21 protein-coding genes and 1 tRNA gene are annotated in these 26,719 nt (G+C 62.0%); 9 read left to right on the forward strand and 13 right to left on the reverse strand.

Features of this window, described 5'->3' with window-relative positions; all coding sequences use genetic code 11:
• Positions 1-16: 16 nt before the first annotated feature.
• From X741_RS1000000170300 to X741_RS158875, 9 genes are all read right to left on the reverse strand, one after another.
• Positions 17-823 (reverse strand): hypothetical protein, encoded by an 807-nt coding sequence (locus X741_RS1000000170300; RefSeq protein ID WP_023776916.1) that lies wholly within the window; start codon positions 821-823, stop codon positions 17-19.
• Positions 820-1,467, reverse strand: a complete 648-nt coding sequence (locus X741_RS158900) for a hypothetical protein (RefSeq protein ID WP_023776917.1) — start codon at positions 1,465-1,467, stop codon at positions 820-822. The genes X741_RS1000000170300 and X741_RS158900 overlap by 4 nt, the downstream gene beginning before the upstream one ends.
• 9 nt (positions 1,468-1,476) lie before the next feature.
• Entirely contained in the window at positions 1,477-2,343 is an 867-nt protein-coding gene (locus tag X741_RS1000000167435; RefSeq protein WP_023776918.1) for a hypothetical protein, read from the reverse strand.
• Entirely contained in the window at positions 2,340-6,371 is a 4,032-nt protein-coding gene (locus X741_RS158895; RefSeq protein ID WP_023776919.1) for a DNA methyltransferase, read from the reverse strand. Before X741_RS158895 ends, X741_RS1000000167435 begins: the two co-directional genes overlap by 4 nt.
• 5 nt (positions 6,372-6,376) lie before the next feature.
• On the reverse strand, positions 6,377-9,607 hold the full coding sequence (drmD, locus tag X741_RS158890) for a DISARM system SNF2-like helicase DrmD (protein WP_023776920.1): 3,231 nt from the start codon (positions 9,605-9,607) through the stop codon (positions 6,377-6,379).
• A 190-nt stretch (positions 9,608-9,797) separates the two neighbouring features.
• On the reverse strand, positions 9,798-10,544 hold the full coding sequence (locus X741_RS1000000169630) for a DUF2971 domain-containing protein (RefSeq protein ID WP_156937857.1): 747 nt from the start codon (positions 10,542-10,544) through the stop codon (positions 9,798-9,800).
• 359 nt (positions 10,545-10,903) lie between these two features.
• A tRNA-Glu gene (locus X741_RS158885) sits at positions 10,904-10,978 on the reverse strand.
• 91 nt (positions 10,979-11,069) lie between these two features.
• Positions 11,070-11,477 carry a VOC family protein gene (locus tag X741_RS158880; RefSeq protein WP_023776923.1) on the reverse strand — a complete coding sequence of 136 codons (408 nt, stop codon included), beginning with the start codon at positions 11,475-11,477 and terminating at the stop codon, positions 11,070-11,072.
• Entirely contained in the window at positions 11,474-11,857 is a 384-nt protein-coding gene (locus tag X741_RS158875; protein ID WP_023776924.1) for a hypothetical protein, read from the reverse strand. The genes X741_RS158880 and X741_RS158875 overlap by 4 nt, the downstream gene beginning before the upstream one ends.
• 27 nt (positions 11,858-11,884) lie before the next feature.
• Between X741_RS158875 and X741_RS158870 the strand changes: the two genes are divergently transcribed.
• Complete coding sequence (locus tag X741_RS158870) at positions 11,885-12,937, forward strand: RluA family pseudouridine synthase (protein WP_023776925.1); 1,053 nt, start codon at positions 11,885-11,887, stop codon at positions 12,935-12,937.
• A 210-nt stretch (positions 12,938-13,147) separates the two neighbouring features.
• Entirely contained in the window at positions 13,148-14,059 is a 912-nt protein-coding gene (gene rpoH / locus X741_RS158865; protein WP_013892638.1) for an RNA polymerase sigma factor RpoH, read from the forward strand.
• A 273-nt stretch (positions 14,060-14,332) separates the two neighbouring features.
• Here rpoH and X741_RS158860 read toward each other — a convergent pair whose 3' ends face one another.
• From X741_RS158860 to X741_RS158845, 4 genes are all read right to left on the reverse strand, one after another.
• Positions 14,333-15,205: an MBL fold metallo-hydrolase gene (locus tag X741_RS158860; RefSeq protein ID WP_031249892.1), complete on the reverse strand. Its 873-nt coding sequence runs from the start codon at positions 15,203-15,205 to the stop codon at positions 14,333-14,335.
• A gap of 143 nt (positions 15,206-15,348) precedes the next feature.
• Positions 15,349-16,008 carry a peroxiredoxin gene (locus tag X741_RS158855; RefSeq protein WP_023776927.1) on the reverse strand — a complete coding sequence of 220 codons (660 nt, stop codon included), beginning with the start codon at positions 16,006-16,008 and terminating at the stop codon, positions 15,349-15,351.
• A 249-nt stretch (positions 16,009-16,257) separates the two neighbouring features.
• Positions 16,258-16,623, reverse strand: a complete 366-nt coding sequence (locus X741_RS158850; RefSeq protein WP_013892635.1) for a cell division protein ZapA — start codon at positions 16,621-16,623, stop codon at positions 16,258-16,260.
• Between the two features lie 11 nt (positions 16,624-16,634).
• On the reverse strand, positions 16,635-16,907 hold the full coding sequence (locus tag X741_RS158845; RefSeq protein WP_023763725.1) for a DUF4164 domain-containing protein: 273 nt from the start codon (positions 16,905-16,907) through the stop codon (positions 16,635-16,637).
• A gap of 262 nt (positions 16,908-17,169) precedes the next feature.
• Between X741_RS158845 and tkt the strand changes: the two genes are divergently transcribed.
• From tkt to X741_RS158810, 7 genes are all read left to right on the forward strand, one after another.
• Positions 17,170-19,161 carry a transketolase gene (tkt, locus tag X741_RS158840; protein WP_023776928.1) on the forward strand — a complete coding sequence of 664 codons (1,992 nt, stop codon included), beginning with the start codon at positions 17,170-17,172 and terminating at the stop codon, positions 19,159-19,161.
• Between the two features lie 159 nt (positions 19,162-19,320).
• Positions 19,321-20,331, forward strand: coding sequence for a type I glyceraldehyde-3-phosphate dehydrogenase (gap, locus tag X741_RS158835; protein ID WP_023776929.1), 1,011 nt, complete (start codon positions 19,321-19,323; stop codon positions 20,329-20,331).
• A 296-nt stretch (positions 20,332-20,627) separates the two neighbouring features.
• Complete coding sequence (locus X741_RS158830; RefSeq protein WP_023776930.1) at positions 20,628-22,508, forward strand: potassium/proton antiporter; 1,881 nt, start codon at positions 20,628-20,630, stop codon at positions 22,506-22,508.
• A gap of 158 nt (positions 22,509-22,666) precedes the next feature.
• Positions 22,667-23,863 (forward strand): phosphoglycerate kinase, encoded by a 1,197-nt coding sequence (locus X741_RS158825; protein WP_023776931.1) that lies wholly within the window; start codon positions 22,667-22,669, stop codon positions 23,861-23,863.
• A 149-nt stretch (positions 23,864-24,012) separates the two neighbouring features.
• Complete coding sequence (locus X741_RS158820) at positions 24,013-25,038, forward strand: class I fructose-bisphosphate aldolase (protein ID WP_023776932.1); 1,026 nt, start codon at positions 24,013-24,015, stop codon at positions 25,036-25,038.
• Between the two features lie 161 nt (positions 25,039-25,199).
• The gene (locus X741_RS158815) at positions 25,200-25,940 is read left to right on the forward strand and encodes a thioredoxin family protein (protein WP_023776933.1); all 741 of its coding nucleotides are present in this window, start codon (positions 25,200-25,202) and stop codon (positions 25,938-25,940) included.
• 59 nt (positions 25,941-25,999) lie between these two features.
• Complete coding sequence (locus X741_RS158810) at positions 26,000-26,713, forward strand: SGNH/GDSL hydrolase family protein (protein WP_023763719.1); 714 nt, start codon at positions 26,000-26,002, stop codon at positions 26,711-26,713.
• The last annotated feature ends 6 nt before the right edge of the window (positions 26,714-26,719 follow it).

A 26,719-nucleotide genomic window follows, 5' to 3' on the forward strand; every position in this document is an offset into this window, starting at 1 on the left:
ATTTCTTGCGATTCGCTTACGAGTAAGTTCCTTCGCGTCCCTCCTGATAGTCCCCCACGACCCAGATGAAGCTCTGAATGTCGATCCGGTCCCGTGGTTGCATATCCGCAAGTTCCTGCGTCGCTTTGGCGGCGAGGTCGAGCAGGCTTTCATAAACTGGCAGGTGAAGGCGTGCTTCGTAGTCCGAGGCAAAACGGTGGCCGACCCGTGTGGCGAAGTCTTTGGTCGCTTCGGGCTTCAGGAACATGTGAGTGTCGGGCCGCCAGAGGTATGGCAAATAGGTGACGACGGTCCATTTCGCGCTCTCGTGAGGCTTGAGCGCCTGCTCCATTCCGAGAAGATTGGGTTTTCCGCCATCAAGCGTGAAACGCGCCGCTGCACGGATGAAATCATCGGCATGTGGACCCCGCAGCACGGCCTGCAGGCGCGTCTTTTCGAAGAGAGAAAGCATGTTGGTGGCGCGGAATACCGCGAGCACGCCCTCGCCAAAGCCCTTTCCATTGGTGGCCTTCTCAAGCGGCACGGTTTCATCGAGCTTCGCTTTCGCCACGAGCTTGTAGTCCCGCTCCTGCGACGCATAGCCCTCGGAATGAAAGCCGTTGGGAAAGAACTTCAGGAACCTGTTGCGCGCGCCATCGAAGCCGAAATACTTCGGATCGCTCTTGCCGGCATCGTCATGGAGGCGCTGCCACACCTCGTCGGCATTCTCTCCTTCGGAGCAGATGGCGCCGTCAGCGAGGCCGAAGAAACGCCCGTCCTTCTTGACGAGCCGGAGCGCCTTCTTCCCCAGCGTCCCGGTGCGGATTGTCTCTGCCTTGCTCATGCGGCGCGCTCCTCTACCTGGGTTGCCGCATCCTGTTCGAAGTACCGGTTGTTACTGCTCAATGCTTGGCAAAACAGGTCAGCTAGCTGCCCACCTATGCGGCGCATATCGTCGTGGAAAAGGGAGAGCGTAAGTTTTCGCTGCGAACCGTTAGCTTCAGCGAACTCGATCCTAAACCCTGCGAGGAGCGTCTTTTTTGTGCGTGCGGAGCGCTTATGGATCGGTCGAATTGTCCGTCCGTCGCCATGCGCAAGAGCATCACGAAGCCATTTGAAGAATGCTTCCTGGCTCATATTCTCAAAATCGAGATTGATCCGGCGATCAGGTGGTGGAAGGTCGTCCTCTCGATCAACCAGGGTGATTTGCGGCGGTGCAAGTGATAGGCGCCAAGGGGCATCAGTAATCAGCGCTCCTCTCATCGCTTCGCGGACATCATGAGCCCGATGATCTGCAAGGTCCTCCCAGTTGCCGCGCGCGCCACGATTGCCCGCGACCCATGCGCGGTTCTTGGTCCACAACAAGACGCTGCTGAATAGAGCGAAGGTCTGGGTCACATTGAACGGAGTGGGTGGCGGCTCGTCGAGCATAGCCTTCAGCCTATTCACAATCGCCCACTCGACATGTTCGTCAGCTATCCCACCCATCTTTTTGTCCTATCCGGTGATTCTTGCGAGTCGGGTCGCAACAATTTTTTCCAGCCGCGAGCTTCGGCCCCGGATCGTCTCACAACCGACGTTCCTGGCGCACATTGAGTGGTCTGCAGAGATGTTGAGCTGGCAGTTGTGGCGATTCCTTTGGGTGCCCGACGGGTGATTGATCCCAGGCAGGACACGATCTGGGTCAACCAGCCCTCGCTGGACCATTCCCTCGAGCGCCCGAGCGGGGATGGGGCCAAATGGAACGAGCCAGGCGTGCCTGAACTTGGCTAACTCCGGCTCGAAGTTTTCGCGGATTGAGCGAAGGAGCATCTCGGCCGAGAAGGCATCGTCACCGCCACTATAGTCAAACCAGCCGGTAATCTTCTTGCCGTCCGGCTTCTTCTTCGTCTGCCAATGCAGAACTGGATAGCGCAGCAGCGAGGTGTAGTGGGCACGCTGGCTGGCGCCACCGAAGAGCTCATTGGTGTCTGACAGTCCGAAAATTTTGTGCAGGTCGAAACGGTTCATCAGGCGAGCAGCGATGTCCCGCATCTCACCTTCGAACGAGGCGGCCTGCTTGGCCATCTTGGCGGCCTCATCTACCGACTTTCCCCTGGCGAGAGCCGACTGCAATGCCTTCAAGGCGGCTTTGGCTTGCCGCTTGCCCGGCGTAATGCCGATCAGAACGATATCAGCATCTTCGTTGATCCAATCGAACGGCGCATAGAACTGCCCGAATGGGTGTTTTATAACCATCCCTAACGAATTGTCTGAAAGCACATCGCCAGTCTGAACGAGTCGGTCGACCTCTACGTCAGTTAGCTGCGCAAGGTGATCGTCGATCCTCGCAATATGCTCGCGTTTGTCACCAGTCAGACTCAAGCCGCCTCCCCCTCATCCTCAAAGTCCTCTTCCTCATCCGCCGCCGTCAGCCCGGCGGCGCGTTCTTCGGCAGCGCGGGTGGCGTTGAGGGCGAGGAGGCGGGCTAGGACTTCGTCCTTGAACTCGACGGGCCAGTCGAGGCGGGTCTTGGGCGCCTTGCCCTCGTCGGCGTCCTGTTCGATGAATTCCGGCGCGGCGCGGTCCGCCAGATCGTTCCAGCCATAGGCACGCAGAACGACTTCATCCATCTCTGCATGTAGGGCGCGCAAGCGAATTATGTCTGCCGGGTTCTCGCCGCGCGCATGGAAACGGTTATAGGTCTTGGTCAGACCTTCGTTACGATCAACCATCAGTCGCGCGCGGAAGGCGTGGTATCGCTCTCCTACGGCTTCGAGGAGAGGGTCCGTTTCAAAATTGGCAGGAAAAGGGAAACTGCCAAAGCAATCATCCTTTACATACGTGAGCCTGTCTTCGAAGGTGGTACCCACAAACCTAGCCCATAGTTCATGCGCGGATGACTGGATCGCACAGAACCCTGCAAAGGTTCCGAAAGCAAAAACATTTAGATTCTGTGAGTAGACAAGACCTTTCGGCAATCTTCCTATGGCATATTGTGGAGCTGCCTTGCTCGAATTTACGAAGACATAATCGAGAGTTTGAATTTTTCGGTAGAGACCAGGTCGCTTTTCCGCATACTGCCACCAGCGTGTTTTCAATGCTGGGCGTGTCTGCTTATCGCGCTCTGGCTTGACCCTACGGCCAATGATCTCAATCAGGTCTGGCCAATCCTCAGCGACCTCGTCGACATAGTCGCCTGGAACGACCCCTTCGACCCGGCATCTTGTGATTTCACTATCGTTCATTTCCGCCCACGCGCGTAGGGTTGGATCGCGATTTAACGGTCGATCGAAGAAGTCGATAATGTAGCGGTGATATCGATGCTCAGGATCGGTATTAACCTCTTCCCCGCCAATGAATGGGAAAATGCGCTCAGCATTCCACGGGTCCTTTGCAATCAATGCCCGCATTGTCTCGAGGCTCTCGGATTCCCCCTTCGCTGCGGCGACATCATCGAACGTAAATCCCACGCCGAGTACGTAGGAACCTACAAACGCCTTGCCGGAATTGGCCGCCAGTGCCGCTGGCGAGGTATCGAGATCGCCTTCGACCAAATAGGCCGAAATACGACGCACCTGCCGCGTGTCAAGCACTGGCGCCGTCGCTTCGCCTTTTACGATGTGCACTACCGAAACCACCACTGTCGCTTCGCCGGGCCATTTCAACCTTCGCGTTGCACGTGAAATCGCGCCGCCATTTGCGAGGATATTTGTCAGCCCCGAGGTGCGCGTATCGCCCTGGCCGACGGTGTTGGTAGCGATCAGCCCGAACACGCCGCCCTGCCGCAGAAGCCCAAAGGCGCGGCGGAAGAAATGCGCCACGAGATCGGAATTGCCATGCGCGCCCTCATGCAGCGTTTGTAGCCATGGCAGGTAGTTTTTGGCGCTGCCGCCGATGATGGTGTTCTTACCAGCAAATGGCGGGTTGCCGACAATCGCGTCGAACCCGCCGTTGTCGCGCGAGAACACCTCCGGGAACTCGATCTGCCAATGGAAGGGCGTGACGCCATGTTGGCGACGTCTGAGCGACTCGGCCGCGGTCCCGATCTCATCCCAGCGCGGCTGCATGTGACCAGTGATATACCGCGCGACCTCGGCGCGCCGCTTTTCCCTCGCCTTGGGCTTATCAGCGGAAAAGAACGCGCTGACCACCGCGTCGCCCATCGTACGCAGCGGTTCCATTCGGCTTTCGACGACGCGATAGCGCGACTCTTGCTCTGCGCGCCGGACATCGTCCGGCGCCTCGCGGATGCCCGCTCGCAGCCGCATCGCCTCATCCACCGTCTCGTTGACCAGCGATCTGAACAGCGGCAGGCCATCCTCGTCCTCATTCCAATTCGCGGCTCGAATCTGCGTGCTTGTCAAACCCACCAGACTGTCACCGCATTTGAGCGCATGGTCGAGGAAATTGAATTCATGGTCGCGCGCCAGCGTCGCTAGCCAAAGCGACAACCGCGCCAGATCAACCGCGCGTGGATTCTTGTCAACGCCGTAGAGGCAGCGCTGCGCTACAAGGCGGCGCGCATGCAATTCCTCATCCTCGTCGGCTGGGATTTTCGGACGCTTGTCAGGCCAATGCGCCCAGGCAGCGACCAGGCGTTCTCCTATAGCGCGGCAGGCTTCCACCAGAAATGCACCAGAGCCCATGGCGGGGTCGCACACCTTCAGGTCTAGCACCTGTTCCGGCGTCGCGTCCCGGCCGAGCCTCGCGAAGGCCGGCTCCAGCGCATACTTAACGATTGGCGCGGTAAGCGAGCGCGGCGTGTAGTGGCTGCCCGTGCGCCGCCGCTCGCCGGTCGGTTGCAGGATCGGAGTACTGGAGGCGGCGACGCGCTTCTTGGGCGAGCCGCGCTCATCAACCATGCCATCGAGCGCCACTGCCAAGTCCTCGACGCTCTTGGCATCCTCAACAGGCTTAGCTTGTGCCGTGCTCAAAGCGCGCCCAGCATCTTCCTTCAGCGTTTTGATCCGATCCTTGCCCTTCTTGGAGAGCAAGTCATCGAGTGCGACGAAAACCGGCGTCTTGTTGTTCTTGCCTGCCTTGATGGCGAGCACGCGCGTCGTCGCGGCCTCGACTGTGAAGCCCATCACGGTCTCATACACTGAACCGATCTGCTCGACATCGAGCGCGCGGTAGGACAGGCGCTCGCGATTTTGGCCGCGCTGCTTCAAGGTCATCAGCCCTTCAAGGATACGCAGAAGGCAGCCATCAGAGACATTGAGGATGCGCGCTGGATCGTTCTTCGTAGCGCGGCCCTCGAGGAAGGGGAATTCGTCAGGATCGAAAAGCTTGCCGCCGCGCGCCTGCACGAAGCCGGTGCGGTGTCCTTTGTGGATCATGCGAAACAGCGCCAGCAAGCCGCCCCAGCCACCCCGGCGCTCATCCATCGTGTCGGGGTTGAGCGTCGCATCCTCGGTGAGCTTCGCGTACAGTCCGCGCACCGAATAACTGGTCTCGTAAATCTCACGCGCCCTGTTGTCTGACCGCGACGGCAGCAAATCTCGGTCTTCGGCATAAAGCACGAAGACCAGCCGCATAAGGACCGTGAGCAGTCCCTCATAGAGATGATCAGGTCGGGAGGTGCTCAGTTCGCGCACCAGCGCGGGTTCGGCAGCATCCAGGCCACGCAAGAGCTCATGCAGTGCGCCAAGCACCTGCTCGGCGAGTGCGGTCGAAACCAGGGCCTGCGCATCGCGGCTACGCTTCAAGAGTGCCGGCAGGCGTCGGTCGTCGGAATCAGAAAACAGCCGGAAGCGATCGAGCAGCAGCTTCAACCCACCGAGCATGGCCCGGCCTGAGACCAATGCCATCGGACGGATCGGGAAACTCTGATGGCCCGAGGTTTCGCCGCGCGGCGCATAGATCAGGCGGAACTCAGGATAGGTACGAACCTCACCGTCTTTGCACTCCTCGCGCTCGGAAATCAGCAGTCCGGCAAAGACTCCGGTATCACGCAGCAACCGCTCGAAGCGCTGATGCGGCGTCGCCTCCCAGCCATCGAGCGCATTCCTTCCGTCCGGATCGACGCCGCGCGCCTCGACGCGCACGAGCAGCTGCCATCGGCGATCGCCGTCGCCCAGTTCCGCAACTGCCCAAGTCGGCGCAAGCGTGGTGCCATGCTCCGGCAAAGCGATCAGCAATTCATCTGGGATGGACAGGCCCCCGGGCGAACCCGCAATGTTGCAAGCCTCCCAGCCCAGTATCTTTTCAACGAAGGCCCAGGGATCGGACAGGGAGGGCTTGGCGAGATCGTCGCCGATTATCTCGCCGACTTCGGCTGTGTCGAGTCGCGTTTGCGGCGGCGGCACGAGACCCAATTCCTTTAGCAGTGTCGGCGCGACAACTAGGCCGACGGGCGGCACATGATCGAGCCATTCAAAGTCGGGATCGCGGTTGATGTCGATTGCCATCGCCCTCACCCCGAAACCGGCCAGAGATAGACCAGTCCGACGGGCTCGAGGCGATGTGCGCGCACTTCATAGGAACTGCGTAAGCGCTGCGGCTCGTCGCGCTGTTCGCGCTCGAGGCGGGTCAGACGCCCTTCCCAATGCCGCCGATCGGCCTCCCGCTCGCGCCGTTCCTCGGGGACGAGATCGAGTGTGAACTGATTGGGGTCGAATTCCTTCGCCGCCTTGACGATACGCGAACGCTGCTGGTCGAGCAGATCCGCCAATGACCTTGCTTCTTCCTCGCCGCGCTTTCTCAGTTGCGCGGTGACTGTCGTCAAACGCTCGGCAGCGATCCTCTCCAAAGTCGGAACGAGGTTTGCGATATCCGTCTCGATCAGCGCCTGAATGCGAGCAACCGCCGTGGCGGGCGCCTCGCGGGCGTCGCGCAATGCCTCCTCGAGCTGGTCCAGTGTCTTCTCCTCGCCGCTTTCGCCCAGCGGGCGGAGCGGTTTGCGGTCACGTTCGGATTCAGACCAAACCGCGGTGACGGGGATGACCTCCTCGTGAAGCCGGGCCGCCCCCGCGCCAAACACCGCCAGGCGTCCCATCAGCACCACGCGCGGTTGCGCGCCGGGACCGTAAATGACGGACAGGCGCGACAATTTCGACTGGAAGCCCTGGCTGATGAACCGGGAAAGCAGCCGTCGCACAAGCCGGTGCTCAAGGTGGACTTGCACCACGTCCGGGGCGTCGCGACCATCGCTGAGAACCGGCGGCTGAAAGGCAATTGATCGGATGGGCGCGTCGCGCCGCCAATCTCCGAGGCGCTCGCCGCGCTTGCGCGGCCTAACGCGCAGATCGTCGAAGGCATCGTCCCAGCCAGCATCCTTGGTGAAAGCAGGATCGGCTGGATCGAGCTTGAAGGTTTCGACATTGCCCGCCAACGAACCGCGCGCGTCATCGAGGACATATCCGGCGCGCGAAAGTGCCGCCGAGGCGACGCGCTGCAGATCCTCGGGATCGACACCGACCCGTTCGCGCGACCGTTCGAGCGCTCCTTGAAGATCGGTCTGCTCTTTCAAAAGTCGCTCGTGCCGAATGCGTTCGTCGTCATCCATTTCCGCCCGGGCTCGCTTCAAACGCTCGGCGTCGCTTTCTTCCTGGATCGCAAGCGCGATGGCGACGGCCTGGCCGCGCGCGATGCCGTTTTCGGCGAGCCGCTTTGCGATGCGGTCCTCGATCACCTGACCGACGGAGCCGAGCTGTTCGCGGATGGTTTCCGTTTTCCGAACCAGCGCCTCAAGCACGATATCGGCCTCGCGCTGCTCGTAACGAAAATACCGGCAGAAGACCTGCTTGGCGGGTTGGAGCTTGCGATCTATGCGACCGTTGCGCTGTTCGAGGCGCGAGGGGTTCCAAGGCAAATCGAAGTGGATGAGGTCCGAGCAGTAGGCCTGAAGATTGATGCCCTCTCGTGCCGCGTCAGTGCAAATGAGAATGCGCAATGGTTCCGTGTCGGGATCGGCGTTGAAGGCACGCTTTACCTCTTCCCGGCGGTCCGATCCTGTCGCTCCGGTGAACACGCCGATGCGATCATCCGCCCGGTCAGTTCCCTCTATGGCCTCGCGAAGCCGTCGTTCGAACCAGCGCCGCGTGTCTTCATACTCCGTGAAGATGATGAGGCGACGGCGATTCCAGTTCTCGCCCGTCAAGAGATTGGCTTTGATCCAAGTGACAAGCCATTGCACGCGGGCATCTGTGCGGCCGGCGTTTGGTTCAGCTATCGCCAACATGCCATCGACGGCGGCAAGTTCGGCGCGCAAGTCCCCTGCCGCAGCGCCGGCAGCACCCAAAGCTGAAGCTGCCTCAGCGGTGGCTTTCTCATCGGCGTCGATCGATCTCTCTGCGCGATCATCCTCCAGCCCGAGCTCATTGCTGTCCTCGTTTGTGGGACGAGCCACAAACGCCAACGCTGCGGCAGCGACCGAACTTGCTTCTTCACCATCCACCATGCGTTGCAAGGTCGCTCTATGTACCTTCAAGGTCCGCGCAAATGCGGCAACAGAGGACAAAAGGCGCTGCTGAAGTCCAACAAAGGCGAGCTTTGCGAGGGCCGCCTTCTGATTGGGCAAGCTGGAGATACGTTTCATGCGCAGCTCACCGTACGCGGCAAGCTGGCGGGCCAATGCGAGTTCCGGTGTGTCCTCGGGCAAGCCGTCGATGCGAACGGCTTCGATAATCCGCTCGGGGAATGCCTCGCCCAGACGCCGAAGGTCTGACTTCAGGCGCCGAACCATGACCGGCTCGAGGTCCCTGGGCCGAACCTCGACACCACGGGTGAACCGCTGCGGGTCCAGCATCTCGAGCAAAGCCGAGAAGCTGTTGGAATGTCCGTTGTGCGGCGTGGCGGTCAGGAACAGTCGGTGCTCGAACCGTTCCCCAAGTTCACGAACCGCCTTAGTGAGCTGACTTGAGATTGCGTATCTCACCCCCGCTGCCGGAGCAGCGTGATGCGCTTCATCCAGAATGAAAAGCGATCTTGGCCGAAATTCACCGAGGACGTCGCGCAGGCCGGCTGCGTACACCTCATCTGTGAGCAATCGATGAGAGACAATGAAACGCGAACCGGTTGACCAAGGATTGACGGAATAGCCACGGAGGCGCCGCATCTCCCCGATGCGCTCGCGATCGATGATCTCGAACGAAAGGCCGAATTTGGCTTCGAGTTCATCCTTCCACTGAATCGTCATGGCAGGCGGCGCAGCAATAACTATAAAATCGATCCGGCGGCGCAGCAGGAGTTCCCGTGCGACAAGGCCGGCCTCCACCGTTTTGCCCAGGCCCACATCGTCCGCGATCAGAAGGTTGACGCGGGGGAGGCGCAAAGCCTTGCGGAGGGGCAGAAGTTGGTAGGCATCCAGGCGAATGCCCGCCCGAAACGGCGCTTGCAACAGATCCCGGTCAGCCGCTGTCGCAGATCGCCACCGAATGGCTCGCAGATGGGCAGCAAGCATCTCTGCCCGGTCGGGGAGTCCTGCGCCGACGTTGCGCCATCCATCCGTATCCAGCTCGACAGCACCGATCTCGGCATCCCAAAGCACCTCAAGGAGTTCACCTTGAGCGTCGTCCGAAATGCACGAGAGATTGAGCGTTTGAAGACCGCTGGGTTCTCCCTGAATTTCCTCAACTAGCCATGGACGACCACGAAGCTCGACGAAGCTGCCTGGAGCGATTTTCGATTGTACGACATTCTGCATCTGAAGATTCAATTCAAGCTAGACCAGGGGAAGGGCGATTTCAGTTTACGTCTAGAAGAGTGATGATTTCAAAGTTCTGTCGAAGCAAGTGGTAAGAGTCATTTGAACGGTTTCTTATCTCAAACCGAATCTCGCGGGCAGGAGCAGGAAGGGGATGAGGCAAGACGCCAAGGAGTTTGAAGCGTGTTGCCTACCAGTCCACCGAGCTTTCCAAAGGCACTACGGAAAAGCTGTTCCAAGCCAATCGGGCCCTGAGCGCTACGGCTCCAGGCCTTACTGATGAAACGAGAGCTCTTATTCCATCGAGGGGCAGTTCGCACAGCGGCCCCAGAATAACCTCCGCCAGAGAGAGATCGGGTCCAAAATTTTTGAAATGAAGGCCACCTTCTCTCAAAGCGGAGGTCAGCGGAAACATCATGCGGGTCTCGCCTTCGTACTCCCAATGACGAAACTTAGTCCGGGAGAGCTTGGCGAAGAGATCGTCAGATATGCCAGGTGGCCCCGCGATGTCCGGGAGGGGCTCAAGCACTCGATCGTCAGCATAAATGACATCGAGCAAGGTATTCCGATCGATGTCAAAGCCGAGGCAAATTCCCCGATGTTTCGCTGCGTAGTGGCTCCACAATGTCGGTGATATCCAATTTTTGCTGAAACAGAGCAGTCCCGTCGATTGGTCATACTGCTCACGAAGAATGCGGCCGAAACTTCTGACGTGCGGGTCGCTGGACCGGAGTGCCAAGAGCTCAAACGGATCATTTAGATCGGAAAATCGCGAGACTTTAATTCTGCCGAGGGCAATATTGCTAATCGCATATTCTGCTGTCGTTAGGTAATACGCTCGCAGCAATCCGTCCCGCGGCGGTTGTACTACCTCCGCACTACCCATATGGCGATCATAGCCTGCAGCCACCCATTGGGCGCGAAATTCCTTGTGCATCGAAGCGTCCCCCCGAGCCACTCTGCATCGCAAAACTTCGCTTTCGCAAGGGCATTGGCGAGGATGGGCAATGTCTCCGCCCACTTTCTTAACCAAAGATGGAAGGTGATCACGCCCATGCGGAGAAAACCGACGACAAATTCCGCATCACTGCATTCGCAAGCGCGTCAGCTGAGCGTCATGGCTGCGGTTAGATGAGCGGATTCTCAGCCCGCTACGTCCTGATGGCGGGCTTTATGCGAACTTGGCGCGGGTTAGCCGGCTCCAGCTAGCCGCCATCATTCGCTGTCGTACGCAGCCGTTTATTCGGCAAATATTCGACGAAACAGCGCGAGAGTGAGCTAAGCTATTGATTTCCTTGGTACGCCCAAGGGGAATCGAACCCCTGTTCCCGCCGTGAGAGGGCGGTGTCCTGACCGCTAGACGATGGGCGCGTTCAAGAACCGGCGATATAGGCTGACGGCTGGGAAAAAGCAACTGGGGTTTCGGCTGCTTTAACGCATTGGACAAAAAGCAGCTAACGCGTTACCGTTTGGGCTCGATCAGGTCCCAGAGATTGCCGTGCAGATCGGCGAAAACCGCCACCGTGCCGTAGGGTTCGAAACGCGGCGCCTCGCGGAATTCGACGCCCTTCTCCAGCATCGCCGCGTGATCGCGGGCGAAGTCGTCGGTTTCGAGAAAGAGAAGAACCCGGCCACCGGTCTGGTTGCCGATGCTTTTGCTTTGTGCCTCGTCGGAAGCCTCGGCCAGAAGCAGCTTGGCGCCCTGGCCATTGGCCGGCGCCACCGTGACCCAGCGCTTGCCACCGCCGAGATCGACATCCTCGACGAGATCAAAACCCAACCGCCCGACATACCAGGCGATCGCCTCGTCATAGTTGGCGACGACCAGCGCAACGGTCGCGACGCGACGATGTTCGGCGAAACCCGTCATCTGTTGCGAATTGCAAAACGGCCGATCAGGCGGCGCTCCGCGATATCGTAGATGAAGATCGCGCGGCCGCCGTCGGTGAGCTCGGCATCGATGGAGACGCGGTTGCCGGACAGCGACTGGCTCACCACCTTGGCCCCGATCGGCAGCACGATGTCGCCGCTGGCAAGCTCGCCGGCCGGGGTCTGGATATCGCCGGCCAGCGTCGGGTTCGTCGCTGGCGCGTTGCGCGCTTTGTAGACAAGGGCGCCGATCACCACCATAAGGGCAAGAAACAGCAGGCCGAGATTGATGCCGACGAAACGGACGAGTTTCTTGCGCACCTTTTCGACTTCGGGGTCGAGCGGCTTTTCCTGATCTTCCTCGGCGGTTGGGCTGGCCATGGCAAAACATTCCGGAACGGTTTTTCAATGAGCGCTCATAGCGAAGAGGCCCCTCAATTGATAGAGGACCGATTGATGGAGGCACCCACCGTGCTGGTGGCGGGCGCGGATGCGGCGGGCCAGCGCCTCGACCAATGGCTGGCTGCCAGCCTTGGCCCGGACATGTCGCGCAGCCGCGTGCAGATGCTGATCCGGCAAGGCGCGGTCTCCATCAACGGCAAGCCGGTTGATGAAACCAAGCGCAAGATGCTTCCAGGCGAAAGCGTCTCGGTCGCCATGCCGGAGCCTGAGCCGGCCGAGCCGCAGGGCGAGAACATCGCGCTCGATGTGCTCTATGAAGATGACGCCCTGATCGTCATCAACAAGCCGGCCGGGCTTGTCGTGCACCCCGGCGCCGGCAACTGGACCGGCACGCTGGTCAATGCGCTGATCCATCACTGCGGCGAGAGCCTTTCCGGCATTGGCGGCGTGCGCCGGCCGGGCATCGTCCATCGCCTCGACAAGGAGACCAGCGGCGTCATGGTGGTGGCCAAGACCGACCGCGCCCACAAGGCCCTGTCCGAAGCCTTCGCCGATCATGGCCTGACCGGCGATCTCGAACGCGCCTATCTGGCTTTGGTCTGGGGCATACCGCAGAGGCCGACCGGAACGGTCGACGCGCCGCTCGGCCGCGCCGCCGACCGGGTGCGCCGCGCCGTGGTGCCGGAAGGCCGCGACGACGCCCGCCACGCCGTCACCCATTTTGCCGTCCAGGAGCGTTTTGGCGAGAAACAGCAGGAGTTCGCCACCGCAAGCCTGGTCGAATGCCGGCTGGAAACCGGCCGCACCCACCAGATACGTGTCCACATGGCCCATATCGGTCATCCGGTGATCGGCGACCCCGACTACGCCCAGGCCTTCCGCACCAAGACCAACCGGCTGCCCGAACCGTTGAAAAGCCAGGTCAAGGCATTTTCCCGGCAGGCTTTGCATGCCTGGCTCCTTGCATTTCGTCATCCCGATACCCATCTAACGATGAGGTTCGAGGCGCCGATACCGAGGGACATGGAGGAACTCGTCGGCGGCTTTCGCAAGTTCTGAACCTGCCGACGACAGGCGTTGAGCCAGCCATCAAAAACCTGACTGACATTGTTCACTTCAGCGTGACACACCGTTTCGTGTTGAACAAATGCTGTCTTTTCTGGTTTTGTTCCTGTATATGATCCGATGTCGCGGGCGAGCCTTTTGGTGCTCGCGTCACATGCCCGCCGCGTTTCGGGGGCATCACTCCAATAGAGAGGGGGCGCTATCATGGCCCAGTCACTACCCAGTATCGTTTCCGGCGAAGGCGGCCTCAGCCGCTACCTGGAAGAAATCCGCCGCTTTCCCATGCTTCAGCCGCAGGAAGAGTACATGCTCGCCAAGCGTTATGCCGAGCATGAAGACACGTCCGCCGCGCACAAGCTCGTCACCAGCCATTTGAGGCTCGTCGCCAAGATCGCCATGGGCTATCGCGGCTATGGCCTGCCGATTGGCGAAGTGATCTCGGAAGGCAATGTCGGCCTGATGCAGGCCGTCAAGAAATTCGAACCCGAGCGCGGCTTCCGCCTCGCGACCTACGCCATGTGGTGGATTAAGGCCTCGATCCAGGAGTACATCCTGCGCTCGTGGAGCCTGGTCAAGATGGGCACGACCGCCAACCAGAAGCGCCTGTTCTTCAACCTGCGCAAGGTGAAGGGCAAGATCCAGGCACTGGATGACGGCGACCTCAAGCCAGACCAGATCGCCGAGATCGCCACGCGGCTCAACGTTTCTGAAGCCGAAGTGGTGTCGATGAACCGCCGCCTGTCAGGCGACGCCTCGCTCAACGCCCCGATCCGGGCGACGGAAGGTGAGTCCGGCGAATGGCAGGACTGGCTGGTCGACGACCATGAAAGCCAGGAAGAGATGCTGATCGAGCAGGACGAGCTGGAAAACCGGCGCGGCATGCTGTCCGGCGCTCTTGCCGTGCTCAACGATCGCGAGCGGCGCATCTTCGAGGCGCGTCGCCTCGCCGAGGAGCCGCTGACCCTGGAAGAGCTGTCGGCCGAGTTCGACATCAGCCGCGAACGTGTGCGCCAGATCGAGGTGCGCGCCTTCGAGAAGGTGCAGGATGCGGTCAAGGCCGCCGCCAAGCGCCAGATGCAGGCGTTGCGCACCATCGAGGCGCAGCCGGCAGCGTAAAGCCGGGTTCGGCAACAAGGTCAAAAGGCGGCGTCAGGAAACTGGCGCCGCCTTTTTCATATTCGGCTGGCGGTTGGCGAAAACCGGGACCATGGCCAATCTCCCCCCTTGCGGGGGAGATGTCCGGCAGGACAGAGGGGGGTGTGAAGGAACGCTACTTTTCGATTTCAGCCATCTCCGGCCGGACGTCAGTTTAGACGGCCAGCTACAATTGGTTGAAAGGTCATGTGGGAGATCGGCAGTTTCACCGGCGGTGACGCACAAAAATATCCCTCAAAGCCCATCCAGCGGAAACTTCAGATATCGCCGGCCATTGGCCTCCGGTTCCGGCAGCCGTCCGCCGTTCATGTTGACCTGCAGCGCGTGCAGGATCAGCCTGGGCATCGGCAGGGACCGGTCACGCGCCTCGCGCAAGGCGACGAACTCGGCCTCGCTGTGCGCGGCGACCAGATGGATGTTCGTGGCCTTCTGCGCGGCCACCGTGCTTTCCCACAGAGGCTCGCGGCCGCCGGCCTGATAATCATGGCCGACGAAGACGCGCGTTTCATCTGGCAAAGCCAGGATGGCCTGGATCGAATGCCAGAGCCGCAAGGCGCTGCCGCCGGGAAAATCCGCCCGCGCCGTGCCGCTGTCGGGCATGAACAGCGTATCGTGGATGAAGGCGGCGTCGCCGACCACATAGGTGATCGACGCCAGCGTATGTCCGGGCGAAAACAGCACCTTGACCGGAAGTGTTCCGATCCGGAAGGTCTCGCCCTCCCCAAACAGCCTGTCCCACTGCGAGCCATCAGCAGGAAAATCCGGCCAGTTGTAGATTGCCTTCCACAGGTTCTGGACATCGACGACCCTGTCGCCGATCGCTGTCGGCGCCCCGGTCTTCTCCCTTAGGTAATGCGCGGCGGAGAAATGGTCGGCATGCGGGTGGGTGTCGAGGATCCACTCCAGCTCCAGCCCGTTCTCTTCCATGAAATCGAGCAGGGCGTCCGCGCTCTTCGTACCCGTTGCGCCGGATTTCTCGTCGAAGTCGAGGATCGGGTCGATGATGGCGCAGCGCTTCGTGGCCGGATCGGCGACGATATACTGGATGGCCCCGGTCGGCTTGTCATAGAAGCCCCTGACCTGCGGTCTTGCCAAAGCAATGTCCAAACCGAGCTCCCAACCCAACGCGGCGGCAGGAATGATTTTCTCCGCCGAACCCCGACAGAGGCATGCTTGTCCAGCCCTACTGGCCAGTCAAGCATGACGTGGCCCGTAGGGGTGAAAAAGACGAAAAACGTTCCGACGCCTGTTCAGGCCGATGGCTGCTTGGTCTTCCTGAGATAAGGCAGGATGGTTTCGTAGGCGCCGAAACGCTTGATCGCATCCTCGTTGGAAACGGCGGCCGTGATAATGACGTCCTCGCCCTGCTTCCAGTTCGCCGGCGTCGCCACTTGATGCTTGGCGGTCAGCTGCATGGAATCGACCGCGCGCAGGATTTCATCGAAGTTGCGGCCCGTGGTCATCGGATAGGTCAGCACCAGTTTGATCTTCTTGTCCGGCCCGATGACATAGACGGAGCGCACCGTGGCGTTGTCGGCGGGTGTGCGGCCTTCCGACGTCTCGCCGGCGCCGCCTGGTAGCATGTCATAGAGCTTGGCGACCTTGAGATCCCTGTCGCCAATCAGCGGATAGTTCACGGAATGGCCGGTCGCCGTCTTGATGTCGGCCTGCCATTTGTCGTGGCTCGCAACCGGATCGACCGAAATGCCGATGATCTTGACGTTGCGCTTCTTGAACTCGCCTTCGAGCCCCGCCATCGTGCCGAGCTCGGTCGTGCAGACCGGAGTGAAGTTCTTCGGGTGGCTGAACAGGATCGCCCAGCCGTCGCCGATCCAGTCATGGAATTGGATCACCCCTTGGGTGGTCTCGGCGGTGAAGTCCGGTGCGATATCGTTGATACGAAGGCTCATGATCTATCCCTACCCCTGACAATGCCGCAAACCCGCTGCCGCGGCTCGACACCTTTTTAGCACTCCCGGCAGCGCCGACAAAATGCTTAAACCTGCCAGCGGCAGCGCTGGCGGCGAAAAAGATTCTGTCCTCGATGGAAATTGCGGCAGGATTTTCGGATGTCCGCCGAAGTCGAAGCCGTCTCCGCCGGAGACAGGTCTGCATGAAACAACAGATCCGGCGCGCGATGCCGTTCAACCGCGACTTGCTCAGGCCTTGTTGACCGCCAGCGTCGCCGTGAGATCCTCCATGCGCTGCGCCAGCGCGCCGAGCGCGTTGGTCAGCACGCTGTCGCTCTTGTCGGCCTTGGTCAGCGCCTCGTCGCGCGTCTTGCGCAAGGTGAGCACTTCGCTTTCCATGCCCTTGACGCGTTTCTGCAGCTCGGAAAGCTCATCCATCACCATGATCCCGGCCATCACGGTCAGCCGCTGGTCGCCGATCTCGCCGAACGAGTCCTTCAGGTGTGAAACATAACGGTCGAAGCGTTCGGCAAGGTCGATCAGATGCTCTTCCTGGCCCTCGTCGCAGGCCATGCGATACTGCTTGCCGTCGATTGAAACCGTGACCTGTGCCATCGGGCCAGCTCCTATCTGTCCAACACGGCGCGGATGGTTTCCATGGCGGTTACCAGCCGTCGCGAGACTTCCTTGTTGGCGTCTTCCAGCCGTTCGGCGCGTGCTTCGGAATTGTCGAGTTCCTGCGCCAGCCGCGAGCGGTCGGCATTCATCCGCTGCACCTCGGCCTCGGCTTCCGAATAGTCGCGTTCGTGCTCGAGCTTGGCCGCGACGGCGTTTTCCAGCCCCTCCATGGCCTTGCCCAGCCTGGCGATCACTTCCTTGAGCGTGGTTTCCCCGGTCATGGCGTTCGTCCTGTGCCCTGCCCATCACCGAATCGTTCGCGTTCAGAACGCGTTATATCGGAAACATTAGGCACCGGGTGAAGGCGACGTCAACAAAGCTCTCGCGACTGTCCCCCGCTAACGCTAATGTAGGCCCGCCGTCGGCATCACAAGACCGGCAAATATGCACCCGATTTGTTGACTAAAAGCCCGCGCCTGCTATGTGTCGCGCACCCTTTTCAAGGGCTCTCCCAAGCCCCAAACCCCCATTTCTGGAGGAACCATGACGTCGCGTGAACAACATGACCGGATGGCCAATGCGATCCGTTTTCTCTCCATGGACGCCGTCGAAAAGGCGAATTCCGGCCATCCCGGCCTGCCCATGGGTTGCGCCGATATCGCCACGGTGCTGTTCACGCGCTTCCTGAAATATGACCCCAAGGCCCCGCACTGGGCCGACCGCGACCGTTTCATCCTGTCGGCCGGCCATGGTTCGATGCTGCTCTATTCGCTGCTTCACCTGACCGGCTACGAGGACATGACCCTCGACCAGATCAAGCACTTCCGTCAGCTGGGCTCGAAGACGGCTGGCCATCCCGAATACGGCCATGCCACCGGTATCGAGACGACCACCGGCCCGCTCGGCCAGGGCCTCGCCAATTCGGTCGGCTTCGCGCTCGGCGAGCGCATCATGAATGCCGCCTTCGGCAACGACCTCGTCGACCACTACACCTACGTGCTGGCCGGCGACGGCTGCCTGATGGAAGGCGTTTCCCAGGAAGCCATCGCGCTGGCCGGCCACCTCAAGCTCAACAAGCTGATCGTCTTCTGGGACAACAACAACATCTCGATCGACGGCCCGGTCTCGCTCGCCGACAACACCGACCAGGTCGCCCGCTTCCAGGCCTCCGGCTGGAACGCCAGCCACATCGACGGCACGGATCCTGAAGCCATCGCCTATGCCATCGAAGCCGCCCGCCATTCCGACAAGCCGACGATGATCGCCTGCAAGACGACGATCGGATTCGGCGCACCGACCAAGGCCGGCACCAACAAGGCGCACGGCTCGCCGCTTGGCGCCGACGAGATCGCCGGCGCGCGCAAGTTCTTCAACTGGGACTCGCCCCCCTTCGAAATCCCGGCCGACATCCTCGAGGCCTGGCGCACCGCCGGCAAGGCTGGCGTCAAGGCACGCACCGATTGGGAAGGTCGCCTCGCCAAGGCCGACGCCAAGCTGAAGGCGGAGTTCGAGCGTCGCACCAGCGGCAAGCTGCCGTCCAATTTCGACGCCGTCATTGCCGACTACAAGAAGAAGCTCTCGGCCGACAAGCCGAAGGTCGCCACCCGCAAGTCTTCGGAAATGGCGCTCGAAATCATCAATGGCGCCGTGCCCGAAACCATCGGTGGCTCCGCCGACCTCACCGGCTCCAACAACACCAAGACCAGCCAGACCAAGAACATCACGCCGGACGATTACGGCCAGCGCTATGTCCACTACGGCATTCGCGAGCACGGCATGGCCGCCGCGATCAACGGCCTGACGCTGCATGGCGGCCTCATCGCCTATGGCGGTACCTTCCTGTGTTTCTCCGACTATGCCCGCCCCTCGATGCGGCTTGCCTCGCTGATGGGCATCCGCTCGATCTTCGTCATGACCCATGATTCCATCGGCCTGGGCGAAGACGGCCCGACCCACCAGCCGGTCGAGCATATGGCGGCGCTGCGCGCCATCCCGAACCACAATGTCTTCCGTCCGGCCGACGCGGTGGAAACCGCCGAATGCTGGCAGATCGCCCTTGAATCGGAGAAGACCCCGTCGACCCTGGCGCTGACCCGCCAGAACCTGCCGACGGTGCGCACCGAGCACTCGGACAAGAACCTGAGCAGCCAGGGCGCCTACGAACTGGCCGCGGCCAGCGGCGAGGCGGCGGTGACGATCTTCGCCACAGGTTCCGAAGTCGAGATCGCGCTTGGCGCCCGCGACTTGCTGGAGAAGCACGGCCACCCGACCCGCGTCGTGTCGGTGCCTTGCTTCGAACTGTTCGACAAGCAGAGCGATGACTATCGGAAGAAGACGATCGGCAACGCGCCGATCAAGATGGCGATCGAAGCCGGCATCCGCCAGGGCTGGGATCATCTCATCGGCTCCGACGGCATCTTCATCGGCATGACCGGCTTCGGCGCCTCGGGCACCATCGAGCAGCTCTATCCGCATTTCGGCATCACCGCCGAGGCGGCTGCCAAGGCGGCGGAAGCCCGCCTGCACGGCAAATAACCGATTGAAGTGCCCAGGCCCACGAAACTGCGTTCGCCCTTTCGTGGGCTGGCCTAACCTAATCGATTTAAATCCATGCCTCGAATGGCTGGATTCTTCGGCCGTCCGCCGCTATGAAGCTGCGGACCAAATTACCTTCCAACTCCCAGGGAGAGAAACATGACCGTCAGAGTTGCCATCAACGGATTCGGCCGCATCGGCCGCAACATCCTGCGCGCCATCCATGAGTCCGGCCGCAAGGACATCGACGTCGTCGCCGTCAACGATCTCGGCCCGGTCGAAACCAACGCGCACCTGCTGCGCTACGACAGCGTGCACGGCCGCTTCCCGCACGAGGTGAGCGTCGATGGCGACCAGATCACCGTCGGCAAGGAAAAATTCAAGGTCACCGCGATCAAGGATCCGACGCAGCTGCCCTGGAAGGAACTCGGTGTCGACATCGCCCTCGAATGTACCGGCATCTTCACCGCCCGTGACAAGGCCGCCGCGCACCTAACCGCCGGCGCCAAGCGCGTGCTGGTGTCCGCACCCGCCGACGGCGCTGACCTCACCGTCGTCTACGGCATCAACCACGACAAGCTGACCAAGGACCACATCGTCATCTCGAACGCGTCCTGCACCACCAACTGCCTGGCGCCGCTGGCCGCAGTGCTGCACGAGACGGTCGGCATCGAAAAGGGCATGATGACGACGATCCATTCCTACACCGGCGACCAGCCGACGCTGGACACCATGCACAAGGACCTCTACCGCGCCCGCGCCGCCGCGCTGTCGCAGATACCGACCTCGACCGGTGCCGCCAAGGCGATCGGCCTCGTGCTGCCCGACCTCAAGGGCAAGCTCGACGGCATCTCGATCCGCGTGCCGACCCCGAACGTCTCGGTCGTCGACTTAAAGTTCATCGCCAAGCGCGCAACCACGGTGCAGGAAATCAACGAAGCGGTGATCGCCGCCTCCAACGGCAAGCTCAAGGGCATTCTCGGCGTCACCCATCACCCGAATGTCTCGATCGACTTCAACCACGATCCGCGTTCCTCGATCATGGCGCTCGACCAGACCAAGGTGATGGACGGCAACTTCGTTTCGGTGCTGTCCTGGTACGACAATGAATGGGGTTTCTCCAACCGCATGGGCGACACCGCGGTCGCCTTCGGCAAGACCATCGCCTGATCGCAGGCCCGTCTTCGCAAGTCCTGAAACGCCCGGCTTCGCCCGGGCGTTTTTCATTTGCCGGAGCCGCAACGGCTAGTCGCCCGAAAATCAGCGGCATAGGCCAAAAAACCACCCTCCCGCCTTGCACTGGCCATGCCTTCGCCCCACTCTCCGTTGAATCGGGAACGCATTACAGCGCCGCGCGTCCTCGGACGCGCAAAGGACGCTGTAACACTTTGACTTGGCGCATGATCCTTTCCGAAATCGATCCGATTTCGGGGTCATGCGTCAGGAATTCGAGGGGCAAATCACGGATGGAGCATGCGATCTATCTCGTCACGCTGGTCGGCACAGCGCTTGTCGTCGCCGCCGCGTTTTCGAGCCTGATCGCCTTCCGCTTCGGCGCCCCCCTCCTGCTTCTGTTTCTCTGCATCGGGCTCGCCACCGGAACCGACGGCTTCGGCATCGAATTCGACAATGCCCGCGTCGCCTATTTTGCCGGCTCACTGGCGCTTGCCGTAATTCTGTTCGATTCCGGTTTCGGCACGCCGCTCAATGCCTTGCGGCAGGCGGCGGGGCCGGCGCTGTCGCTGGCGACCTTCGGCGTGCTGCTCACCACCGGCCTGTTCGGAGCCGCCGCCTACTATCTGCTCGACCTCAGCTGGCTGGAATCCTTCCTGTTGGGAGCTGCCGTCGCGTCCACCGACGCGGCTGCGGTGTTCTTCCTGCTGCGCGCTGGCGAGATCAATTTGCGCGAGCGCGTGCGTTCGACGCTTGAGGTGGAATCCGGCACCAATGATCCGATCGCCATCTTCCTCACCATCACGCTGGTCGAGATCATCGCCGCCCACGCCAATCCCGAAACCAACGTCCTGATCGCCAACCTGGTGCTGGGCTTCCTCGTCAACATGGGCCTCGGCGCCGTTGTCGGCATACTCGGCGGCCTCGGCATCGTGCGTCTCGTCGACCGGCTCAACCTCGATCATGGCCTGCTGCCGATCTTCGTGCTGACGCTATCGCTGATGGTTTTCGCCGCCGCAGGCGCGATCGGCGGCTCGGGCTTCCTGGCGGTCTATCTTGCCGGGCTCATCGCCGGCAATTCCGACATCCGCGCCGTCACCATCCTCAAGCGCTTCCAGGATGGTATGTCGTGGCTGGCACAGATCATCATGTTCCTGATCCTCGGCCTGTTCGCGACGCCCTCGCAATTCCCGGCGATCATGCTGCCGGCGATAGCGCTTGGCCTGTTCCTGATGTTCATCGCAAGGCCGATCGCGGTCTGGCTCTGCCTGATCCCGTTCCGCTTGCCCCGCCCTGAAGTCGCCTTTGTCTCCTGGGTCGGCCTGCGCGGCGCGGTTTCGATCCTGCTGGCCATCACCCCGCTGCTTGGAGGGCTGGAGAACGGCCGCACCATCTTCAATGCCGCCTTCATCATCGTGCTTGTGTCGCTGGTCATCCAGGGCTGGACGGTTGGCCCGCTGGCACGTCGCCTTGGCCTCATCGTGCCGGCGCGCCTCGGCCCGCTGGACAAGGTCGAGCTGGAATTGCCGGGCTCCGCCCACCACGAACTGCTCGCCTATCGGGTCGCACAAGGCAGCCCGGTGGCACGCGGCGAGCGCATTCCGCGCTGGGCGCGGCCCTCGCTGGTGCTGCGCGACGGGCGCTCGATGCGCTTCCAGGACATGGGCCGGCTCGCCGCCGGCGACCAGGTCTACATCTTCGTGCCTGACCGCTATCCGCGCCTGCTCGACAAACTGTTCGCCAGTCGCGCCGTCGTCGATCCCGAGGATGCTGATTTCTTCGGCGCCTTCGCCGTCGACCCGGCGCGCTCGGCCGCCGAACTGGAAGCCGCCTACGCGCCGGGCCTGACCGAAGCCGAGCAGAAGCAGACCGTCGGAGCGCTGGTCACTGCGCGGCTCGGCGGCCATGCCGAATATGCCGACCGTGTGCTGATCGGTCCGATCGAGCTGATCGTCAGGGATGTCGATGACAAGGGCAGGATCACCGGGCTGGGTCTCTCCTTCGAGCCCACCGCGCCGGTGGCGCGGGTGCCGGTCTTCCTCAGTGCCGGCGAGATCGTCGACCGCCTCGCTGCCTTCATCCGCGATTGGCGCAGACCGGTGGTAACGCAGGTGGCGGCAAAGACAGATGACGCCCCTGAGCCGCCGGTCGAAAAGGCAGCGACGGGAAGCTGACCGCGGCGCTCGTTTGCGCCTCCCTCATCCACGTCGGCGCTGACTTCACGGACTGTGTGCCCGCCCGCCTCAAAATTTCGTCCCGAACCCAGCCCAAGTCTTGCATCGTAGCCGATGCGGGGTATGGTCCCGGCGATTTTTCCAGGAAAGGGATCGGCATGGCTGCCTTCAGGACACTTGACGACATCGGCAACATCAGCGGCAAGCGCGTGCTGGTGCGCGTCGACCTCAACGTTCCCGTCGCCGACGGCAAGGTCACCGACGCCACCCGCATCGAGCGCATCGCGCCGACCATCGCCGAGCTGTCCGGCAAGGGCGCCAAGGTCATCCTGCTCGCCCATTTCGGCCGCCCCAAGGATGGCCCGGCACCCGAGTTCTCGCTGGAGCCGATCGCGAAAGCGACGGCGCAGGTGCTCGACCGTCCCGTCGGCTTTGCCTCGGACTGCGTCGGCGACACGGCGGGAAGCGCGGTCGCCGCCATGAACAAGGGCGACGTGCTGCTGCTCGAAAACACCCGCTTCTACGAGGCCGAGGAGAAGAACGATCCGGCCTTCACCGAACGGCTCGCCGCCAATGGCGACATCTTCGTCAACGACGCCTTTTCGGCCGCGCATCGCGCCCACTCCTCGACGGAAGGGCTGGCACACCTCTTGCCAGCCTTCGCCGGCCGCACCATGCAGGCCGAACTCGAAGCATTGGAGAAGGGCCTGGGCAACCCGGTCCGTCCGGTCGTCGCCATCGTCGGCGGCGCCAAGGTCTCGACCAAGATCGACCTGTTGATGAATCTGGTGAAGAAGGTCGACGCGCTGGTCATCGGTGGCGGCATGGCCAACACCTTCCTCGCCGCGCGCGGCACCAATGTCGGCAAGTCGTTGTGCGAGCACGATTTGGCCGCGACCGCCAAGCAGATCATGATCGAGGCGGCCGAGGCCGGCTGCGCCATCATCCTGCCGGTCGACGGCGTCGTCGCCAAGGAATTCAAGGCGGGCGCTGCCTGCGAAACCGTCGCCATCTCGGAGGTGCCGGCCGACGGCATGATCCTCGATGTCGGCGAAAAGACCGTGACGGCCGTCGGCGAATGGATCGACCGCGCCGCGACGCTGGTCTGGAACGGCCCGCTCGGCGCCTTCGAGATCGCACCCTTCGATCACGCCACGGTGGCCGCGGCCAAGCATGCCGCGGCGCGCACCAAGGCCGGCAAGCTGGTCTCCGTTGCCGGGGGCGGCGATACGGTGGCAGCGCTCAACCACGCCGGTGTCGCCGACGACTTCACCTATGTCTCGACCGCCGGCGGCGCGTTCCTGGAATGGATGGAAGGCAAGCCGCTGCCCGGCGTCGACGTGCTGAAGCGGTAGGCATTCCAGGAAAAACGGGCAGTCCGATCAACTCGGCGAGAGCCGGAGAGGCGGCCCGGGACTTTCAATCGATTCGAGCTTTCCGATGCCATTCCTTTGGCGGTAGACTTCCGTTATGCGCGGAAGAACCCCTTCAGGAGGAAGCAAGTATGAGCGAACGTCTCGAAGACATTGCCGCCGCGATGGTGGCGGGCGGCAAGGGCCTGCTGGCCGCCGATGAAAGCTCGGGCACGATCAAGAAGCGCTTCGACGTCATCGGCGTCGAATCGACCGCCGATAGCCGCCGCGACTACCGCGAGATGATGTTCCGCGCCAAGGACGCGATGACGAAGTATATTTCCGGCGTCATCCTCTACGACGAGACGATCCGCCAGAAGGCCGCCGACGGCACGCCGCTGGTCGACATCATCAAGGCTTCTGGCGCCATTCCCGGCATCAAGGTCGATGCCGGCGCCAAGCCGCTGGCCGGCTTTCCCGGCGACACCGTCACCGAAGGCCTCGATGGCCTGCGCGAGCGGCTTGCCGACTATTACCAGCTCGGCGCCCGCTTCGCCAAATGGCGCGCGGTGATCGACATCGATACCGGCAAGGGCGTGCCCTCGGCCACCTCGATCGCTGCGAACACCCACGCGCTCGCCCGCTATGCAGCGCTTTGCCAGGAAGCCGGCATCGTGCCGATCGTCGAGCCGGAAGTGCTGATGGACGGCGCCCACGACATCGACACTTGCTACGAGATATCGAAGGCGACGCTGATCAAGCTCTATGACGAACTCCATGCAGCCCGCGTCGTGCTCGAAGGCACCATCCTGAAGCCCAACATGGTCCTGTCGGGCAAGAAGTCAGGCACGGTGGACAGCCCTGACGAAGTCGCCGAGAAGACCATAAAACTGTTCCGCCAGACGGTGCCCGCGGCGGTGCCGGGCATCGCCTTCCTTTCCGGCGGCCAGGAGGACGAGGAGGCGACCGCAAACCTCAGCGCGATCAACGCCATCGGTCCGCACCCGTGGAAGCTGACCTTCTCCTACGGCCGCGCGCTGCAGGCCGCCCCGCAGAAGGCCTGGAGCGGCAAGGCATCGAACGTCCCCGCCGGCCAGGCCGCCTTTACCCACCGCGCCCACATGAACCACCTTGCGGCGCTGGGTAAATGGAAAGCGAGCCTGGAACAGGCCGCCTGACCACATCTTTTTCGTCTTCCTTCAAACCCGGGCCGCCGCGCCCGGGTTTTTGTTTGTGGCATGCCGGCTTGGGACGGCGCGTCTCCATCCTTATCTCCTTGGCGGCGATGTCGGTTTTCGCTCGTCCCGAACGTCCTTGGGATGCAGACAGGGAGAGATACATGCATCGCAACAAGGTTGTTTCACGCGAAGACTGGTTCCAGGCGCACAAGGCGCATCTGGCTCGCGAGAAGGAACTGACGCGGCTTCGTGAGCGCGTCGCGGCCGAGCGGCGCGGACTGCCGTGGCTGAAGATCAGGAAGGACTATGTCTTCGAGACCGGGCAAGGACCGAAGAAACTGGCCGACCTGTTTGGCGCCAACAGCCAGCTGATCGTCTACCATTTCATGTTCGGTCCGGGCTGCTCGCATCATTGCGAGGGCTGCTCCTTCCTTGCCGACCACATCGACGGCGCCAATCAGCACCTCAAGCACCACGACGTGTCGCTGGTCGTGGTCTCGCGCGCGCCGCTGGCCGAGCTTCTGCCCTACAAGCAGCGCATGGGCTGGAAGTTCGACTGGGTGTCGTCCTATGCGTCGGATTTCAACTTCGACATGCAGGTCTCCTTCACCGACAGGCAGATCGCCGCCGGCGAAACCACTTACAATTTCGAGACCCGCCCCCGCACCTCGAAGGAACTTCCCGGCACCAGTGTTTTCTACAAGGACGAGACCGGCGACATCTTCCTCACTTTCATGTCGCGGGCCCGCGGCGGCGAGGCGCAGATCGGCACCTATGACTATCTCGACATGACGCCGAAGGGCCGCAACGAGAACGGTCCCTATCACGGCCTGATGGACTGGGTGCGGCTGCATGACGAATATCAGGACAACCAGGCCGGCAAGTCCAACTGCTGCGACTGAAGGCGTTCACCTCGGCCCGAACATGCGCTAAGCCTGCCTGATCATTTCACGGTATCGCCATGCGCTTCCCGGCCCTTCTCACCTGGCTCGCCTACCCCGTCTACGTCTGGCAGGGCTTGGGCGTGCGCCGTCGCACCACCCGCATGCTGCCGGCGCAGGGACCGGTCATGCATGAAATATCAGGCGAAGCACCTGCGATCTCGCTGCTGGTGCTGGGCGACTCCTCGGCCGCCTCGGTCGGCATCGGCAATTCCGAGGACGGGCTTGCCGCGCAACTCGCCGTGATGATTTCGCGGCGCACCGGCCGCACGGTCCGCTGGCGCGCCGCCGGCTTCAATTCGGCGACATCGGGCCAGGTCCGCGATCATGTCCTGCCCAATCTGTCGGCCGATCCGTGGACGCACATCGTGCTGGCCATCGGCACCAACGACACCAAGAATTTCCACTCGGTGCCGCGCTTCAAGAAGGAGTTCGGCGGCCTGCTCTACGGCCTGCGCGCCAAATGGCCGGAGGCGCGCGTGGTGTGGTCGCCGGTGTTGGAGTTCACGCGGGCACCGGCGATGCCGTCGCTGCTCGGCAAGATCCTGGAAGTCCGCGCTACAGCGATGAACCGCATGGGCGAGCGCCTGTGCCTCGAGCGCGGCGCGGTGCCCGCGCCTCGCCTGCCGATCACCGATCCCGAGGCCGGCTTTGCCTCTGATGGCTTCCACGCCTCGGAGGCCGGCTACCGGGCTTGGGCCGAGCATCTTGTCGGCCCAGTGATCGCCGGCTGAACGCCA

It is taken from the genome of Mesorhizobium sp. LNHC221B00 (genome assembly GCF_000502935.1).
In the GTDB taxonomy this organism is placed as follows: domain Bacteria; phylum Pseudomonadota; class Alphaproteobacteria; order Rhizobiales; family Rhizobiaceae; genus Mesorhizobium; species Mesorhizobium opportunistum.

Bases quoted from the DNA above. Each gene is read 5' to 3' on its own strand.
- X741_RS1000000170300 (WP_023776916.1), bottom strand. From the start codon at position 823: ATGAGCAAGGCAGAGACAATCCGCACCGGGACGCTGGGGAAGAAGGCG.
- X741_RS158900 (WP_023776917.1), bottom strand. From the start codon at position 1,467: ATGGGTGGGATAGCTGACGAACATGTCGAGTGGGCGATTGTGAATAGG.
- X741_RS158895 (WP_023776919.1), bottom strand. From the start codon at position 6,371: ATGGCAATCGACATCAACCGCGATCCCGACTTTGAATGGCTCGATCAT.
- drmD (WP_023776920.1), bottom strand. From the start codon at position 9,607: ATGCAGAATGTCGTACAATCGAAAATCGCTCCAGGCAGCTTCGTCGAG.
- X741_RS1000000169630 (WP_156937857.1), bottom strand. From the start codon at position 10,544: ATGCACAAGGAATTTCGCGCCCAATGGGTGGCTGCAGGCTATGATCGC.
- X741_RS158880 (WP_023776923.1), bottom strand. From the start codon at position 11,477: ATGACGGGTTTCGCCGAACATCGTCGCGTCGCGACCGTTGCGCTGGTC.
- X741_RS158875 (WP_023776924.1), bottom strand. From the start codon at position 11,857: ATGGCCAGCCCAACCGCCGAGGAAGATCAGGAAAAGCCGCTCGACCCC.
- X741_RS158870 (WP_023776925.1), top strand. From the start codon at position 11,885: ATGAGCGCTCATAGCGAAGAGGCCCCTCAATTGATAGAGGACCGATTG.
- rpoH (WP_013892638.1), top strand. From the start codon at position 13,148: ATGGCCCAGTCACTACCCAGTATCGTTTCCGGCGAAGGCGGCCTCAGC.
- X741_RS158855 (WP_023776927.1), bottom strand. From the start codon at position 16,008: ATGAGCCTTCGTATCAACGATATCGCACCGGACTTCACCGCCGAGACC.
- X741_RS158850 (WP_013892635.1), bottom strand. From the start codon at position 16,623: ATGGCACAGGTCACGGTTTCAATCGACGGCAAGCAGTATCGCATGGCC.
- X741_RS158845 (WP_023763725.1), bottom strand. From the start codon at position 16,907: ATGACCGGGGAAACCACGCTCAAGGAAGTGATCGCCAGGCTGGGCAAG.
- tkt (WP_023776928.1), top strand. From the start codon at position 17,170: ATGACGTCGCGTGAACAACATGACCGGATGGCCAATGCGATCCGTTTT.
- gap (WP_023776929.1), top strand. From the start codon at position 19,321: ATGACCGTCAGAGTTGCCATCAACGGATTCGGCCGCATCGGCCGCAAC.
- X741_RS158830 (WP_023776930.1), top strand. From the start codon at position 20,628: ATGGAGCATGCGATCTATCTCGTCACGCTGGTCGGCACAGCGCTTGTC.
- X741_RS158825 (WP_023776931.1), top strand. From the start codon at position 22,667: ATGGCTGCCTTCAGGACACTTGACGACATCGGCAACATCAGCGGCAAG.
- X741_RS158820 (WP_023776932.1), top strand. From the start codon at position 24,013: ATGAGCGAACGTCTCGAAGACATTGCCGCCGCGATGGTGGCGGGCGGC.
- X741_RS158815 (WP_023776933.1), top strand. From the start codon at position 25,200: ATGCATCGCAACAAGGTTGTTTCACGCGAAGACTGGTTCCAGGCGCAC.
- X741_RS158810 (WP_023763719.1), top strand. From the start codon at position 26,000: ATGCGCTTCCCGGCCCTTCTCACCTGGCTCGCCTACCCCGTCTACGTC.